This window comes from Microbacterium sp. p3-SID336 (assembly GCF_025143365.1).
GTDB lineage: Bacteria > Actinomycetota > Actinomycetes > Actinomycetales > Microbacteriaceae > Microbacterium.
The window spans coordinates 1-16,890 of sequence record NZ_JALXPE010000076.1; the positions used below are offsets into that span (position 1 = coordinate 1).

The window sequence follows — 16,890 nt, forward strand, 5'->3', positions numbered from 1 at the left end:
CCCCCTCTTCTGCGTTCCCGGGGTGCGCTGCATGCCGTTCCCGGCGCGTGCGGGATGCGGAGAGCGCTGATTCCCTGGGCGCTCAGCGGTCGAGGGGCGTCAGCGCGCGGTCGCGTCGGCGAGGTGCCTGGCGTTGTGGTTCAGCACCTTGACGATGATGCCGTGGCGGCGCAGCTCGGCGACCGTGCGGGCGCCCTCCTCACTGTCACGGCCGAGCGCGGCGATGGTCGCGACGACGAGCACGTCGCCCGCGTGCAGCGTTCCGATGAGCCGGGCGATCCGGTCGCTCCAGCTCTCCAGGATGTCCGGCGCCGGGTGACGGAAGCCCTCGATGGGCACGCCGAAGCGCGTGAGGTCGGCGCGCTGCTCCACCACGGACGGCATGTCCTCGCGGGCGACGACGAGCCCGACCAGACGGGAGCCTGTCGGGCGGGCCAGCCAGAAGCTGCGGTTCTCCTGCAGCTCCGTGAAGCACTTCGGGCACTCCGCGGCCGCGTGCGGCAGGTGCAGCGGGCTCGTCAGGGCCTCATCCACGGCCGCCGCGGCCACGGGGTCGATCGTCTCGCTCATCGCGCACCTCCGACATCCATTGTGCCCTGTCCGGCGCAGGCGTGGTGTCGCACGAGGTCGATCCTGCGCGCACTGTCACGGCACGGCGGCGATCGGTCGTGCGCGCTCTCAGGGGGTGCCGCTGCCGGCGGCGCTCGTGAGCTCGGACTCCTGGGTCTCGAACGCGGTCGCGGCGTCGCGGGCGACGACGCCCGCACCGGCGGTCATGCTCTGCAGCTGCAGGAGCGAGCCCTTGGCCCACATCGCCCACGTGTCGGCGGCGGCGGCGACGGCGGAGCTGCCGCAGGAGCCGAGCGCGAGGTCCACGTCGAGGCTCATCGCCCACGCGGTGCTCTGCAGCGTGCTGCCGGTCGAGCCGACGGCGTCGGAGTCGAACTGGAGATCGGTCATGACGGCTCCTTCACATCATCCGGAGAGTACGTCTCGGTGGGGTCGGGCAGCGGATCGAACAGGCCGACGCTCGCGTCGCTGAGGTCGCATTCCTCCGCCGTGGGCGCGGGCCCGGTAGCACGGCGGTTCTCGGTCCCGACGACCCGGTACTCCTTGACCTCGCCGACGAGATTCTCGGGGACGTCGGGCTGGTCGGCCGTGAGGAACCAGTTGGTCGCCACGCACACGCGCACGACCGCTTGCGTGTCGCTCTCTTCATCGACGGCGAGCGGGATCATCGGCGTCGGACCGGGGAAGACCCCGAACTCCTCACGACGGGCCTCGCCGATCTGCGCGTTGTACAGCTGTTGGGGGACCAAGGCCTCCGTGGTCTCCTCCAGCTCCTTGGCGGTGTAGTCGCGGGTGACCCAGGCGGTGTTCAGCGCGAGGTCCGAGGCGCGCACCGCCTGCACCCAGGGGCTCTCCTCGAGCTCCCCCGAGGGCGCACCGTCCTGCCAGGCCACCTCGGGTGCTTCGACGCTCGGCGCCGGGGTGCATCCCACGAGAGCGATACCGACGACGATGAGCGCCGCCCCTGCGTGCTTCCGCTGCATTCTCAATGTCCTTCTGCCCACGAGGTGTTCGCCTCGACGCCGCGCTGATAGTCGCGGAACAGCTCTCCGACGAGTTCCTCCACCTGCGCCGGGGAGAGACCCTCGGTCAACCCGACCTGTTCCAGGGTGAGAGCGAACGCCTGTCGGGCTGCGTTCTCGCGACCCTCGGCGTTGTTCTCCTGCTCCTGCAACAGTACTTCGTGGTTGTTGCCCCAGGTCGCCGCCGCCTGTCCGGAAGCCGCGTCCGTGAGCTGGCCCATGGCGAAATCCTGGACGTCGTCGAGCAGCGAGACGCCACCTTCCACCAGGAGGTCGCCCGCCATCGGGATCGGGATGAGCCCCACGACCGTGGCGACACCGTCGATCGCCGCCTGCACGGCCGCGTCGTGGCGCGTGGCCTCGGCGAGTGCCGCACCAGCGGGCGATCCGTCGATCCACCCCTGGAGCTCGATGACGCGCTCCATCAGGTCGGACTTGAGGTCTCCAGGGGGCGCCTGCTCGGCGAGCGCGACCAAGGCATCCTGATACTGGCCGACCGACTGCGCCATGACCGCGGCACCCGCAGACGGAGTCTCTCCGTCGCTCCAGGTGGCAGTGCCCAGCAGCTGCGCCAGCACGTCGAGCTGCACGTTCGGAATCGCCCGCGGTCCCTCGTCCATCCCGATCAGGATGTTCATTCCGAAGGGATCGGTCCGCCCGGCGTTGCTGTCGCTCATGGCCTCGGAGAAGTAGGGCACGGAGAGCGAGATGCCCTCGGCGAGCCGGACCTGGCCGATGCTGGTCAGGTTCTCCGGCAGGAAGCTCTCGTTCCCGGTGAGCGCGTTCACGACCTGGGTCGTGAGGGTCGCCACGCGTTCCCAGGTCTCGGGGTTGTACGAGTGCATCGCGTCGGCAGGGCCGCCGGCCGCCTGCTGGGCACCGGCCCACAGCGCGCTCGGTCCCTCGAAGCCGTCGCCGGCGCCGTTCGCGCTCCAGTCGCGCTCTCCGTACCAGTACTCGACGCGCCCGGCGCCGAGGTCGCCGTCGCCGAACGGGTCGTCGTCGGTGGAGGTCAGCCAGTCGAGGGCCGCATCGGGGTAGGTGCCGAGGGTGGAGAAGATGCGTCCGGCGAGGTCGTCCACGCGGTTGCCGTCGAGCCCGGTCTGCTCGCCCTCCAGGAACGCGAGCAGGCGGCCGCCGGCGTTCGGCGAGGAGTCCGTCCAGCCGCCGTACTGCATGCTCATCGGGTCGCGCTCGATGGCATCGATCTCGTCGGCCATGGCGACGGTGAGGTTCACGCCGAGCGGGTGGTTGCGCTCGTCGGAGAACAGGAAGCCGATCGCGGCCACCGCGCCGCCGCCGGTGGACGAGGCGCCGGTGAGCATGCTCTCGGCGAAGTCCTTCGAGGTCGACGACGTCCAGATCTGGGAGCCGGTGGAGAGCCCGCCGCGGATCGAGGTGCCGAGTGCGAGGAGCGCCGCCGCCCCGGCCGCGTCCGCTCCGAGGGCCTCGTACCCGAGGTTGTTGATCATCGAGACGGTGTTCTCGCCGCCGGTCTCCAGGAAGAACTGCGACATCACGAACGTGTCGTCGCCCCACACGTCGAAGAAGTCCTGCATCGCCTGGGTGTTCTCGTCGGTGATGTCGCCCTCGGCGATCTCGTCGGCGATGTTGGCGAACGCGTCGCCCAGGTTGTCGTACGTCAGGTCGTCGATGTCGTCGATGCCCGCATAGCTCAGCGCCGACTGCATGGCGTCCCACCGCGGCGAGGCGGGCGGCGCCAGCGCGGCGACCAGCGCGTTGTCGGCGCTCTCGCGCTGCGTGGCGAGGTTGCGGAGCTGCTGTGCGGCCAGACGCATGTCGGCGAGCCCCGCCGTGGTGCCACTGGGCACCCAGAGGCCCGGCTGTAGCGTCGGAGTGGGCGCGTTGAACGTGTAGGTCGAGAGCGGGAACAGGCTCTCCTCCTGCTCGGCGGCCTTCCATGTGGCGTAGCCGGTCGCATACGCCTGGTGTGCCGCGGCCGTCGCGGTGCGGATGCGGTCCACCTCGGCGGCGTACGCGGTGAGGGCGGACTGCACGGCGGCGAACTCGGTCGTCAGCTCGCTGCACAGGGTCTGCGGCTTGGTCAGCGAGGTGCGGAAGGCGGCACCGGCGTCACCGGCCCACACCTCCTCCGTGGTGCCGGTGGCGGCGTTCGACAGCGCCGAACGCACGGTCTCGGTCCCCGTGCTGCGGTGTCCCACGCGCGTCGCCGCATCGTTCACCGCGCTGGTGATCCCGCGCCCCGGATGCAGATCGTCCCACTGTGCCATGTCGTCGCCCCTCCTCGACGGTGCTCCCGTCCGCAGCAAATCTACCGGGGGCCGCCGCGCCCGGGCGATGGGCAGAACTCCCCATGTCTGCCGTCGCGCCAGGGATCAGCGCATCACAGCAGGCCGAGCGACCGCACGGCCTCGCGTTCCTCGACGAGCTCGGCGACCGAGGCGTCCACGCGGGCGCGGGCCCAGTCGCTCAGCTCGAGCCCTTCGACGATCCGCCACTCGCCGTCCACCGACTGCACAGGGAAGGAGGAGACGAGGCCCTCTGGCACGCCGTACTCGCCGTGGGAGACGACGCCGGCCGAGGTCCAGTCCTCCGTGCCGTGCACCCAGTCGCGCACGTGGTCGATGGTCGCGCTCGCCGCGGACGCCACCGACGAGGAGCCGCGCACCTCGATGATCTCGGCACCGCGCTTGGCGACGCGGGGGATGAAGGTCTGCTCCAGCCAGGTGGGGACGTCGCCCACGATCTGCGCCAGCGCCTCCTGTGCCGGTGCTCCGCCGACCGTGGCGTGCGACACGTCGGGGAACTGCGTCGCGGAGTGGTTGCCCCAGATCGGCACCCGCCGCACGGTGTGCACGGGAGCACCCAGCGTGTGCGCCAGCTGCGCCCGCGCCCGGTTCTCGTCGAGCCTGGTCAGGGCCGTGAAGCGCTCCGCGGGGACGCCGTCGGCGGCGGCTGCGGCGATCAGCGCGTTGGTGTTGGCGGGGTTGCCGACCACGGTCACCCGCACGCCCGACGCCGCGTTGGCCGCGATGGCCGCGCCCTGCGGGCCGAAGATCCCGCCGTTCGCCGCGAGCAGGTGCCCGCGCTCCATGCCGGGACCACGCGGACGCGCCCCCACGAGCAGGGCGAGATCGCACCCGTCGAAGCCCACGGCCGCGTCGTCCGTCACCTCGACGTGCTCCAGCAGCTCGAAGGCGCCGTCCTGCAGCTCCAGGGCGGCGCCCTCCGCGGCGCCGAGGCCCTGCGGGATCTCCAGCAGCCGCAGACGCACCTTCTCGTCCGGGCCGAGCATGTCCCCGGCGGCGATGCGGAAGAGGAGCGCGTAGCCGATCTGGCCGCCCGCGCCGGTGATGGTGATCGTGGTGCTCATACCACGAGCCTACGACCGTCGACGCCCGGAGTACCCTCGACGCATGACGTTCAATCCCGATGCCGACCTCTCGGGCAACACCACGCGCCGCCGCGGCCGCACCGCCGCCATCGCCGGCGGCACAGGCATCGGCGTGCTCGGTCTGCTCGCGCTCCTCGCCGGCCCCCTGCTGGGCATCGACCTCAGCGGTCTCGTCGGCGGCGGCGCCCCGGGCGGCGGCAGCGAGCCCGCGGGCGGCACGGCGATCGAGAACTGCGAGACCGGCGCGGATGCGAACGCCGACGTGGACTGCCGGATGGCCGGAGCGCAGGTCGCGCTCGACGCGTTCTGGGAGGACAACGTGGAGGGGTACCGCGCCCCGCAGATGATCGTCGTCGACGGCGCGACGTCCACGCAGTGCGGCACGGCCTCCAACGCGGTCGGCCCGTTCTACTGCCCGCCCGAAGAAGGCGTGTACGTCGACCCGACCTTCTTTCAGCTGATGCAGCAGCAGTTCGGCGCCTCCGCCGGAGATCTGGCGCAGCTGTACATCGTGGGGCACGAGTGGGGGCACCACATCCAGAACATCACGGGCACGATGACGGAGTACCCCAACAACGGCACCGGTCCGGGCAGCAACGGGGTGCGCATGGAGCTGCAGGCAGACTGCTACGCCGGCGCCTGGCTCGGTCGCATGACCGAGCAGACGGACGCCGACGGCGACCCGTACCTGGAGAAGCCCACCGAGACGCAGATCGAGGACGCCCTGAACGCGGCGGCGGCCGTCGGCGACGACCACATCCAGGAGCAGTCGGGCATGGTGAACCCGGAGAGCTGGACGCACGGTTCCAGCGAGCAGCGGCAGCGCTGGTTCGCGGAGGGGTACCAGAACGGGCTGGACGCGTGCGGCCAGGTGTTCACGCTTCCCGCCGCGCAGCTCGACCCGTAGGCGGCTCGTCGCGGCTCCCGGTCTCGCGCAGGCGGTCGGATACGGTGGAGCAGGCAGGACCGCACGACCGGCTGGGGGGCCGATGATGACGAACACCGAGGGGCTGTACCCGGAGATCGAGCCGTACGAGACGGGTGAGCTGCTCGTCGGCGACGGCCACCGCATGTACTGGGAGGTCAGCGGCAACCCCGAGGGCAAGCCCGTGGTGTTCCTGCACGGCGGCCCTGGCAGCGGCACCTCTCCGTGGCAGCGGCGCTTCTTCGACCCCGAGGCCTACCGCATCGTGCTGCTCGATCAGCGCGGCTGCGGGCGCAGCACCCCGCACGCGGGCGACCCCGACGCGGATCTGCGACACGTGACCACGGCCCATCTCATCGCGGACCTGGAGTTGCTGCGCAAGAACCTCGGCATCCGCGCCTGGCAGGTGTTCGGCGGCTCCTGGGGCAGCGCCCTGGCGCTCGCCTACGCGCAGGCGCATCCGGATGCGGTGACCGAGCTGATCCTGCGGGGTGTGTTCACCCTGCGTCGCGTCGAGCTGGAGTGGTTCTACGAGGGCGGCGCGGCGGCGCTGTTCCCCGACCTGTGGGAGGACTTCCTCGCGCAGATCCCGGTGCTCGAGCGCTCACGGATGATCGAGGCGTACCACCGTCGGCTGTTCGACCCCGATCCCGCCGTGCACGAGCCCGCGGCGATCGCGTGGTCCCGGTGGGAGGCGGCGACCGTGACGCTGCGCCCGGACCCCGACCAGATCGCGGCGATGTCCGACCCGCGTCGTGCCACCGCGTTCGCGCGCATCGAGAACCACTTCTTCGTGCACGGCGGCTGGTGGGAGGAGGGCCAGCTGATCGCGGGCGTCGATGCGATCCGGCACATCCCCGCCGTGATCGTGCAGGGCCGCCACGACGTCGCGACGCCCATGATGACCGCGTGGGACCTGCATCGCGCCTGGCCCGAGGCCGAGTTCGTCGTGGTCGACGATGCGGGGCACTCCGCGACCGAGCCGGGGATCAGCGCGGCACTGCGCGCGGCGACCGACCGGTTCCGCCCCGAGGCCTGAACCCGCGACGGTCCGCGGCCTGATCGCGCCGCAGACCGGGCCTGATCGCGCCGCCTGCCGGGCCCGAGCGCGCCGCCGACCGCGGTCCGGACGGTCAGGCGCGCAGCGCGAGCAGCAGCGTCCGCAGAAGTCCGCGCACGCCTCCGGTCGCGCGGTGACGGGTGAGGCCCTCGCTGACCGCCGCCCCCGTGCGTGCCGACACGAACCACGGCGGGGTGGGCAGGATGGTGAGCCGACCGCCGCCGTTCGCGACCGGGAGCGACCGGGGGAACGGACGGAACGGCCCGCGCAGCACCGAGCGTTCCACGCGATCGAGCAGCAGGGCGTTGTGCACCACGCCGAGGCCGCTGCCGACGTCGGCGATCGTGCCGCCGGGATACGCGCCCCACGTGAGGGTCGGGGTGATGAAGCCGAACGCCGTCCACGCGTTGATCGCGATGGAGCCGTAGTGCAGCGCGGTCAGCGCGCGCTCGAACCCGCTGCCGAGCGCCTTCTCGGTCGCCGGGTCGATGAGCAGGTTCGCGCCGAGCGTCCCCTGCAGCTTCTCGTTCGCGTGGGCCACGGCGGCGTCCAGGAACTCCTGGCCGGTCCCCGGCAGGCTCACCACGCCGAGCACCGGCGCGAAGTACTCGGTGGTCTCCAGCGCGGTCGGGTCGTCGTCGCCGTCGATCTCGACGAGCAGGCGGTCGCCGAGCACGAGCGCGTCGGGGTAGTCGTCGGTCGCCGTCTGCATGCGGGCGGGAGAGCCCGGGTACCAGATCGGGCGCTCCGGCGCCTTCGCGTACGCGCGGCGCAGCGCGGCGCGGAACTCGTCGGCCTGATCCCAGTCCGATGACAGGAGGACGACCTGGCCGGCGATGCAGTTGTGGCCGCAGTTCTGCAGTCGCATGGTGGCGATGTGCTCGGCCTGGTAGGCGATGTCCGCCGCGGTCCACGCACCCGGCACGACGATGATGGGCGACACGCCGCCGAGTTCGGCCGTGATCGGCTTCTTCAGCAGCGGACGGTCCTCGCGGCGCCGGCGCTTCGTGGCTGCCGCGGCCTTGCCGCTCGACGGCCCCCACACGATCGTGTCGAACGTCGCCGCGGAGCCCGTGATGTGCACGTGCGCGAGTCCAGGGTGCTGCGTGAGGTAGGCGCCCGCAGCAGGCCCGCCGCGCACGATCCGCAGGAGACCCGGTTCGATCAGCGGCGCGAGTGCCCGCTTGTACACGGGCACCAGGGCATCCTGCGTGGGGTTCACCTTCAGCAGCGCGGTGCGGTTGTGCGCCAGCAGCTCGTACAGCACGTCGAGCACCGGGATCGAGGTCACGTTGCCCGCGCCGAGCACCAGTCCGACGCCGCCCGATGCCGTGGGTGTGCGCTGGGCGAGACCGGCCGTGGCCCGTGCGGTGCCAGGCGTGGTGCCGGGCTCGAGCCACACCTCGCCCGTGAAGCCGGACAGCAGGAAGCGGTCGATGCCCGTGAGGGGGAAGGCGTGCACCCGCGCCCGGCCGCCCGGGGCCCTGTCCACGCGGACGCCGTCGAGCGGATTCACGCCGTTCGCGAGGCGCGTCAGGGTCTCCACGTACGCGTCGAGGGCGCCCAGCACGCTGTAGGGGCCGCTCAGCCACTCCTCGCCGCGGAGCGGGTGCCGTTCGTCGAGGCCCTTGGAGGCGGCCGCCGTGTGCGCCCAGTCCTCGGCCGCTGCGGCGACGGCCGTCCGCACCTGTCGCAGCAGCGTCGCGCGCTGCGCGAGGGTCAGGGCGGCCCACACGGCCGTTCCGGTGTGCAGCTCGGAGACCGCGGTGTCGAGTCGCTCCTGCTCGCCCTCGCTGAGCGCGGGGGCGGTGTCTGCGGGGGCGGGGGAGGCGGGCGTCGTCGTGCTCGCAGAAGTCATCGGCGTCTCCTTCGGACGGGGATCCCAGCTTAGGCGGCGGAGGTGGGCGCGGCCTCGATGTCCTCGCGTCGCAGACGGTAGCGGCGCAGCGTGAGCAGGCTGCCGGCCATGAGCACCGCGGGCAGCAGGCTGAAGCTCAGCACGATCCCTGTGATCGCGGCCTCCGGCTGGGTCACTGCGACCCCGGCGACCGTGGAGACGTACCCGGTGGCGGCCAGGGTGAGCGACACCGCGGTGGCGCCGAGGGCGAAGCCGACGGTCTCGCCGGCGGTCCAGATCCCGGTGAAGGTGCCCGCCTGGCCCGGCCCGTTCTCCGCCTCGTCGTGCGAGATCACATCCGGGAGCATGGCCATGGGCAGCGACTGCAACCCGGCGTAGGCGATGCCCGCGACGGCGACGGCGCCGTAGATCCAGCCGCCGGGTGCCCACACCGCGACGATCAGCACGAGCGCCGCGGCGGTGAACAGCGCGCTCGCGGCGGTGAAGGCGCGCTCCTTCCCGGTGCGCCGTGACACAGCCGTCCACACCGGCGTCGCCAGCAGAGCGGGGCCGACGAGGGCGACGAAGACCAGGGTCACCGCGTCCTCCGAGCGCAGCACCCAGGTCGCCAGGTACTGCGCGCCCGCCAGCATGGTGCCCGTCGCCAGGGCCTGCAGCACGAAGGTGCCGAGCAGGGCACGGAACGGCTGGCTGCGCCGCAGGGTGCGGAAGCCGGACAGATACTGATCGCGCCAGGTGGACGGCGGGAGCGAGGCGGCCGGGAGGGCGTCGGCCCGTCGGGCGGCGGTGCGAGCGGTGCGTGCGGCGATCAGCATGCCGAGGCCGATCGCGAGTCCGGCGGCGACGCCCATCACGAGGTACCCGGTGACCGGATCGTCCGCGGCCTTGCGGAGCGCGGGACCGCCGGCGCCGAAGAGCAGGATCGCCGCGGTCAGCACCACCACCCGCCAGCCCAACAGCCGGGTGCGCTCGTCGTAGCCGCGGGTCAGCTCGGCGGGCAGCGCCACGTACGGCACCTGGAAGAGGCTGAACGCCGTCGCGGTCGCGAGGAACGCCAGCAGCACGCAGACGCCGCCGGCGACGGGACCCCAGGACGGCGGCACGGCGAACGTCAGCGCGAAGAAGACGGGCAGGCACAGGGCGCCCGTCACCATGAACCCGCGCCGCGAGCCGGTCCTGGCGTACTGCCGATCCGAGGCGGCGCCGATCAGCGGGTCGATCAGGACGTCCCAGATCTTCGCGGCCGTCACGATCGCACCCGCCGCGAGCGCGGCCACGCCGAGGTTGTCGGTGAGGAAGTAGGTCAGCACCAGGCCGGGCAGGGTGGCGTAGCCACCTGTCCCGACCGAGCCGATCGCGTACAGCGCGATGGTGCGGGGTGCCAGCCGGGCGGATGCTCGTTCGGGGCGAGCCTCGATGCTCATCGCGCCAGTGTAGCGGCGCGATGACGGCGGATCAGATGATCGAGAGCTCGCGCAGCTTCGACTCCACGTCGGCGTTCGACGGCTCCACGTGGTGCGAGGAGTCGGGGTACACGACGACCGGGATGTTGGTGCGGCCCGAGATCTCCTTGGCGACGTCGGCCGCGGCGGGGTCGGCGACCAGGTCGACGTAGGTGTACGCGACGCCCAGCTCGTCGAGCTGCTTCTTGGTGCGGATGCAGTCGCGGCACCAGTCGGCGCCGAACATCGTGATGGTGTCGGAGACGGGAGAGGTCATGCCTCCAGCCTACGTCGGCTGCGAAGGGGTGGCTCCGAAGAACGAGGCGAGCGACGCGGCCAGCTCCTCTGGCGCCTCCTCGGCCATGTGGTGGCCGCTGTCGACCGAGTGGCCGCTGACGTCGTCGGCCCAGTCCCGCCAGATCCGCAGCGGATCGCCGTACAGGTCCTCCAGGTCATCGCGGGACGACCACAGCACGAGCGTCGGCATGGCCAGGCGCCGGCCGGCGGCCCGGTCGGCCTCCTCGTGCTCACGGTCGATCGTCAGACCGGCCCGGTAGTCCTCGAGCATGGCCCTGACCACTGCGGGGTCGTGCACGGCGCGCTGCAGCTCCGCGTGGTTGGCGGCGCCCATGCTCGCGGGGTCGGCCTTGGGGGCGTACCAGGCCGCGGGGTCGGCGCCGATCACACGTTCCGGGATCTCGGGCTGTGCGAAGAAGAACCAGTGCCACCACCGGGTCGCGAAGGAGGCGTCGGCGCGGTCGAGGTGTTCGCTGAGGGGCAGGCAGTCGAGCAGGGCCACCCGCTCCACGGCCTCCGGGTGGTCGAGCGCCAGGCGCAGCGCGACGTAGCTGCCCCTGTCGTGCCCCGCGAGCAGCACCCGCTCGTGGCCCAGGTGCCGTGCGACCGCGAGGATGTCCGCCGCCACGGCTCTCTTCGCATGGGCGGAGTGGTCCGCGGTCGGCGCGGGGCCGCGCGACCGCCCGTATCCGCGGAGGTCGGGGCAGATCACGGTGAAACCGCTGTCCACGAGCCGCGGTGCGACGCGATGCCAGGTGGCCGAGGTGCGCGGGTGGCCGTGCAGCAGCACCACGGGCGGGCCGGAGCCGCCGTGCCGCACCACGATGTCCGCATCACCGGTGTCGACCGTCTCGGTCGCGAACCCGGGGAACAGCTCGTCGCCGTCGCTCATCGGCCCGGGTCCGCTTCGTCGGGCAGCTCCTCCACGGGGACCACGACCACGTCCTGCACCTTCCAGTCGAGGTCGGTGATGCCCTCGGCGGCCGCGGTCAGCTCGGCCAGGGTCACGGCGCGGCGATGCGGCACCACGAACGCCTCGATGTGGAAGACCTGCCCCTGATCGCGCATGCGCACCGCCGCCGCCTCGACCCAGGGCCGGCTGCGCAGGTACGACACGATGTCGCGCGCGAGGGGATGGGGCTTCGTGCTGTCGAACGTGCGGGCCCGCTGGTCCATGAGGTCGACCACGGCGGTCCTGGTGTTGCGGAAGCCGTCCCAGATGATGCCGAGGGAGATGAAGAGCGCCGCCGCACCGTCGAGCCACCACAGCCCCACACCGACGCCGAGCACGCCGACGATCGAGGCGACCGTGGTCTGCCAGTCCGCCTTGGCCATGTCCGCGTCGGCGTAGAGCAGCTTGTTGTGCAGCACGGGGGCGAGCTTGGCCTTCGCGGGACCGTAGAAGAAAACCGGGCCGACGATCACGACCAGCATCACCGCGACCATGAGCCACCCGAGCCACACCGTCTGCCCGAACAGCTGCACGGTGCCGATCGTGGGATGCTCTCCCGCGATCAGACCCGTGACGGCTTCGACGGCGAGGTTGAGCCCGACCGCGAGGAGGGCGACACCGGCGACGAGGTGCCCGACGCCCATCGCCCTGTGCAGGCCGTACGGGTGCTTCCTGGTCGGCCGCCGCCGCACGAAGAGCAGCGCCGTGAGGAAGGCGATCTGCGGGATCAGGGACAGCATGTCCTCGATCCACGCGGTTCGCATCGCCTGGGACTCGCCGACCACGAGCGCGATCACCGCGATCGTGATCGAGGTGTAGACGATGGTGAAGACCTCCCAGCGCACCGCCTTGCGGATCGCGCGCTCCTGCTCGGAGGGGAGCTCGGTGCGGCCGAACTGCCTCGTCTCGGTCATCGTCCGACCTCCTCGTCGAGGTACGTCTCGAGGGAGGAGAGGAAGGCGTTCTCGCCCAGGGGGACGAGCATCACGAGCTCTCGGTCGCCGGCCCCCTCGATTCCCGGGTAGCCGCGCGTCACGCCCGCCTTGTCGATCCAGGGGGTGTCCGGGGTCAGACCGCCGGCGACGAGATCGAGGTCCCCGGTCTCGAGCATTCGGACGAGCGTCTCCTCCGAGGCGACCGTCCACGTGATGTCGGCGTCGATCCGGTCGGCGAACCCCTCGACGAGATCGACAACGGTGCCGCGGGGCTCGCTCCCCGACACCTCCACGAGCTCGCCGTCCGGCGAGGTGCCGACGCGGAGCTCTCCGCCTGTCACGGCGTCGAGGGTCCCGTCCGGGTCGGCGGGGACGGTCAGACCGCAGCCGGCGAGAACCGCGGCCAGCGCGCCTCCGGCGACGGCGGTCGTCACACGCAGCGCGATGCGGGCGCGCGGAATCGATGATCTCCTCACGGCTCACAGCATGCTCCCGCGCCGCGGTTCGGGGCAACGGTGTTGACGCCGCCCTCACGTCGAGGCTATGGAGGCCGGTCGCGCCGGGGCTCAGCGCCGTGGCAGGGAGAGCGACAGGTCGAAGGCGAGGTCGGGGGTGTCGCGGTAGTTGGCGTGCACGGACGCCGCCAGCACATTCGTGCCGGACACGAGCAGGGACGCCGGCACGCGGAACGTCACCAGACGCGCGCTCGCCGTGCGGTACCCGGGGGCGCCGGTCGCGATCGAGTTCTGCGTGATCGTCCCGCCCGGGAGATTGCTGCGCCCGAGCTCCACCCCGTTCAGGTACACGACCACGCCGTCGTCGACCAGCACCGAGAGCGTGCCGTCCCGCAGCGACTCCGGGTGGGTCACCGAGAAGGCGTGCCGGAACTGCGCACTGAGCGGTTTGACCCGGAGCCGTGCGCGGTCGATGTCGGTCGACAGCCGCGCCTCGCCACGACCGAGGGGCGCCGCTCCGGTGTTCCAGGACGAATCGTCGAAGCCGAGCGCGTTCCACCCGCCGGGAAGCGGGGCGTCGGAGTACCGCCACGACCAGGAGGATCCCTGCGGCACCTCGACCGGGGTGTCTGCGAGCGTGCTCGCCTGCAGGGCGGTCGGCGGCGACTGCTGTCCGTCGGCGGAGACCGCAACCACCGTGTACCGATGAGTGCTGAGCGCCCCGAGGGCCTGATCCGTGAAGGTGGCGGTGGGGGCGGTGACCGTGCCCACGCGCTTTCCGTCGCGGGTGATCGCATACGATGCCGGCGCGGTGCCGGTGGAGGGACGACTCCACGTGAGCGTCACGGAGTCCGCTGTCGCGCGGGCGGCGAGACCGGTGACCGGCAGCGGTGCGGGAGCGCGTGCGGCGGTGAAGGCCAGGTCGAAGCTCAGGTCGGGGCTGCCGGGCTGGGCCGTGTGCACCGACACCGCCAGCACGTTGTCGCCCTCGACCAGCAGCCCGGGCGGCACGGCGAAGACGGCGCGGCTGCCCGCGGCCGTCGAGGCCGAGACGAGTTCGGTGGCGAGCGTGTCTCCCGTGACGGGCGTCGCCGGCATGCGCACCCTTCCGAGCTCCGTGCCGTTGAGGTACACCACGGCCCCGTCGTCCGCGACGATCGAGACGAGGCCGTCCACCAGGCCCGCCGGCTTCGACACGTCGAAGTGCCGGCGGAACTGCGCGCTCATCGGCTTCGCCCCGCGGCCGCGGCCGATGTCGGTCTCCGCGCCCGAGACGCCGGCGCCGAACAGCGCCCTGCCCACGGGCCACGAGGCGTCGTCGAAGCCCGGCGCGGCCCAGTCGGCGGGCAGCGGGGTCGTGGAGTACCGCCAGGCCCAGGAGTCGCGGTTGCCGATGAAGGTCAGGGCGGAGGGACCGGGAGGCTGCACCACGAACGGGAGCGTGCTCGCGGAACGGTTCCCCGCGGTGTCCCGCGCTCGGACCACGTACGACTCGGGTGTCGGCGTCACGGGCACGGTCGTGGTCGAGCTGCTCGTGGTCGCGATCACCCGGTCGCCCCGCAGCACCTCATAGACCACGTCCGACTCGTCGATGGACGGCCCCCAGGTGAGCACGACCTCCTCGCCGCCGGCCACGGGGGTGGACGTGAGCGGCCCCGGCGTGCTGGGCGGCGTGGCGTCTCCGGGCGCGAACCGCGCGAAGCCCCCCGACCACTGGGTGCGTCCGCCGGCGGTCAGGGAGGCGTCCAGGTCGCCGCCGGCCCAGAGCACGCCGGTGCTGTCGAAGAAGGACGCCCGCACGCCGAGGCCTCCGGCGGAGTGGACCCGCGGCGCCCAGTCGGGCAGGTACACCCCGGTCGCGGCGTCCCAGGCTCCGAGCGCGTCGATGCGGTCGACCTGCAGTGCGCGCGCCCGCATCTTCCTCGTCTTCCGCTTCAGCATCTCCCCCTGGAACTGCGAGGTGTACCGGCCGCACGCGCAGCCGCCGACCACGAGGGACCCGCCGGCGACGATGCTCTGGAAGTCCGAGCCGGCCGCGGCGAGGGAGCCCGTGAGCACTCGGAAGGAGGAGCGGTCGTAGGCGGCGAGCGCCCGTCGGGTCGCGCCGAGGTAGACGCGGCCGCCGGCCTCGACCACGCTGTGCGCACCCACCCCGGCGCTGCTGAACGCCGGGGCCCACCGCGGGTCGGCCGCCGGTGCAGCGGCCTGTGTCCGCAGAGCGGCGGCGCTCCGGGCAGTGGTGTCGTGCGTCTGCGTGAAGTAGCCGGAGAAGTACGTGAGGTCGCCGAGCTCTGAGGCGTCGACGGCGAGTGCCGTGCCGTTGAGGTCGGCGTTCCAGTCCTGGTCGGGCAGGCCGGTGGCGAGGTCGATGCGGCCGCCGTTCCGGGCGACGGCGGCTGCCGCGTCCGGGGCCGCCAGGTGGGTGAAGGACCCGGCGACGTAGAGAGAGGTGCCCTGGACGTCGAGGTCCGTCACGGCGGGCAGTCGCCCCGCTTCACGCTGCAGCACGCGCACCTGCGGCCCCGTCAGCGCGCCGGTCGCGGGGTCGAGGAAGGCGAGGGCGGCCTGCGGGGCGCCGTCGACCGTGGTGAAGCGGCCGCCGATCGCGACGCGGCCGTCCGGCAGGGCGGCCACGGTGGACACCGACCCGTCCAGCCGGGGGCGGAAGCCGGGCAGCCAGGAGCCCGTCGTCACGTCGAACGCCGCGAGATAGGGCTGCTCGACGCGGCCGATGCCTGTCGCGGTGTGCTGGAGGTAGCGGAAGTCGCCCCCTGCGTACACGGTGGTCCCGACCTGTCCGAAGGCCGAGATCTGCGCGTCGGCGTGGTCGTCCGACGCGGCCTGCGCCACGCCCCACTCGGTCTTCAGGGCCGCGCTGCGGGGGAGTGCGCGGACAGCGGACGCGGGAGTGCCGGAGGAGGGTGTCGGGGCGAAGGCGAGGTCGGCGAGCTTCAGCTTCGGCCGGACGAACACCTGGGCGAAGGGGATCGCGGAGCCCTGCCCCGCTGGTGCCCACAGGAACGAGGAGCTGTCGGCCGTGCCGGAGACGGTTCTCCCATACGCCCATCCGGCCTTCTTCTTGTGCGAGGACCGGTGGACGAAGGAGGAGCTGTGCCACCCGTCGCCGCTGCCGAAGGATGCGGTGCTGCCCCCGGTGCCGCTCGTGCCGTCGAACACCCAGCTGCGGAGCGGGTTGGGGCCGCCGAGAGCCCAGGTCCAGCGGTCGCGCTGCTGGAAGCGGAAGCGGACCTCCTGCCGGTAGGCGCCGTCGATGGAGGAGGCGCGGCGCACGCGGACGCCGTCGGCGAGCCTGTCGACGCGCCCGCCGTCGAGCAGGCCGTCCACGGTGCGGGCGGGGAGCTGCGCCGGGGTGAAGGCGCCGGGTCCGTCCGGCGTCGCGGCGACCTTCTTCGCGGTGCCGGTGCCGTCGTAGTCCTCGGACCAGCCTTCCCGGCCGCGGCCGATGAGGACCCAGCCGCCGCCGTATCCCTCCTGGTCGCAGTAGAACTGCTGCGGCGCGACGAGGGTGGGTGTGATCAGCCAGTACACCCCGTCCTCGGAGTCGCGGTCGTTCTGCTTGATCTCCCAGCACGAGGCGGCGGCGGTCTCCGGCGTGAGGCCGTCGGGTCCGGCGGGCGTCGCCGATGCCGGGGCGGCCTGCGCCGTGGTCGACGGCAGCAGCAAGGACGCGATCAGAGCCGTGACGGCGGCCAGTGCGGCCAGCGCGTGCGCGCCGATCCGCGGCCGCTTCGCTGAGGTTCCCATGGTGTCCTTTCGGGAGGAGAGGTTCCCGCTCCGGGCTCGCCTGGCCGCGGACGGGCTCGGACGTCGCCGGCTGCGGAGCTCGGACGGAGCCGCGAGCGGGGTTCTGACCGGGCCCGGACCCGGCCGCGGGCGAGGCCCGGGTCGGGCGGCGGAGGCGCTCGCGCGGCGGCGGCGGACGGACCCCGAACGCGCTGCGCCCGCTCGCACATCCCGCCCGGGGTCGTGTCCGCGTC

The 16,890-nt window shown here is 72.5% G+C and carries 14 protein-coding genes; 2 read left to right on the forward strand and 12 right to left on the reverse strand.

Going from position 1 to position 16,890, the window contains the following annotated elements; all coding sequences use genetic code 11:
• Nucleotides 1–99: 99 nt before the first annotated feature.
• From M3C17_RS17085 to M3C17_RS17105, 5 genes are all read right to left on the reverse strand, one after another.
• Nucleotides 100–570 carry a recombinase family protein gene (locus M3C17_RS17085; RefSeq protein ID WP_259979176.1) on the reverse strand — a complete coding sequence of 157 codons (471 nt, stop codon included), beginning with the start codon at nt 568–570 and terminating at the stop codon, nt 100–102.
• A 108-nt stretch (nt 571–678) separates the two neighbouring features.
• Nucleotides 679–960, reverse strand: a complete 282-nt coding sequence (locus M3C17_RS17090; RefSeq protein WP_259979177.1) for a hypothetical protein — start codon at nt 958–960, stop codon at nt 679–681.
• Nucleotides 957–1,553 (reverse strand): hypothetical protein, encoded by a 597-nt coding sequence (locus M3C17_RS17095; RefSeq protein WP_259979178.1) that lies wholly within the window; start codon nt 1,551–1,553, stop codon nt 957–959. Before M3C17_RS17095 ends, M3C17_RS17090 begins: the two co-directional genes overlap by 4 nt.
• A gap of 2 nt (nt 1,554–1,555) precedes the next feature.
• Nucleotides 1,556–3,844: a hypothetical protein gene (locus M3C17_RS17100; RefSeq protein ID WP_259979179.1), complete on the reverse strand. Its 2,289-nt coding sequence runs from the start codon at nt 3,842–3,844 to the stop codon at nt 1,556–1,558.
• A gap of 113 nt (nt 3,845–3,957) precedes the next feature.
• Complete coding sequence (locus tag M3C17_RS17105) at nt 3,958–4,947, reverse strand: malate dehydrogenase (RefSeq protein ID WP_259979180.1); 990 nt, start codon at nt 4,945–4,947, stop codon at nt 3,958–3,960.
• Nucleotides 4,948–4,990: 43 nt separating this feature from the next.
• On the opposite strand from M3C17_RS17105, the gene M3C17_RS17110 reads away from it, so the two are divergent.
• Both M3C17_RS17110 and pip read left to right on the forward strand, forming a co-directional pair.
• The gene (locus tag M3C17_RS17110; RefSeq protein ID WP_259979181.1) at nt 4,991–5,875 is read left to right on the forward strand and encodes a neutral zinc metallopeptidase; all 885 of its coding nucleotides are present in this window, start codon (nt 4,991–4,993) and stop codon (nt 5,873–5,875) included.
• 82 nt (nt 5,876–5,957) lie between these two features.
• On the forward strand, nt 5,958–6,932 hold the full coding sequence (gene pip, locus M3C17_RS17115) for a prolyl aminopeptidase (RefSeq protein WP_259979182.1): 975 nt from the start codon (nt 5,958–5,960) through the stop codon (nt 6,930–6,932).
• Between the two features lie 94 nt (nt 6,933–7,026).
• On the opposite strand, the gene M3C17_RS17120 is transcribed toward pip, so the two are convergent.
• The 7 genes from M3C17_RS17120 to M3C17_RS17150 form a co-directional block, all read right to left on the reverse strand.
• Nucleotides 7,027–8,811, reverse strand: a complete 1,785-nt coding sequence (locus M3C17_RS17120) for an aldehyde dehydrogenase family protein (protein WP_259979184.1) — start codon at nt 8,809–8,811, stop codon at nt 7,027–7,029.
• 29 nt (nt 8,812–8,840) lie between these two features.
• The gene (locus M3C17_RS17125; protein ID WP_259979185.1) at nt 8,841–10,235 is read right to left on the reverse strand and encodes an MFS transporter; all 1,395 of its coding nucleotides are present in this window, start codon (nt 10,233–10,235) and stop codon (nt 8,841–8,843) included.
• 31 nt (nt 10,236–10,266) lie between these two features.
• Nucleotides 10,267–10,530, reverse strand: coding sequence for a glutaredoxin family protein (locus M3C17_RS17130; RefSeq protein ID WP_259979186.1), 264 nt, complete (start codon nt 10,528–10,530; stop codon nt 10,267–10,269).
• 9 nt (nt 10,531–10,539) lie between these two features.
• A complete protein-coding gene (locus M3C17_RS17135) occupies nt 10,540–11,442 on the reverse strand; it encodes an alpha/beta fold hydrolase (RefSeq protein WP_259979187.1) in 903 nt (300 codons plus the stop codon).
• A complete protein-coding gene (locus M3C17_RS17140) occupies nt 11,439–12,416 on the reverse strand; it encodes a cation transporter (RefSeq protein WP_259979188.1) in 978 nt (325 codons plus the stop codon). The genes M3C17_RS17135 and M3C17_RS17140 overlap by 4 nt, the downstream gene beginning before the upstream one ends.
• Entirely contained in the window at nt 12,413–12,913 is a 501-nt protein-coding gene (locus M3C17_RS17145; protein WP_259979189.1) for a hypothetical protein, read from the reverse strand. The genes M3C17_RS17140 and M3C17_RS17145 overlap by 4 nt, the downstream gene beginning before the upstream one ends.
• Nucleotides 12,914–13,003: 90 nt before the next feature.
• On the reverse strand, nt 13,004–16,657 hold the full coding sequence (locus M3C17_RS17150) for a fibrinogen-like YCDxxxxGGGW domain-containing protein (RefSeq protein ID WP_259979190.1): 3,654 nt from the start codon (nt 16,655–16,657) through the stop codon (nt 13,004–13,006).
• Nucleotides 16,658–16,890 lie beyond the last annotated feature (233 nt).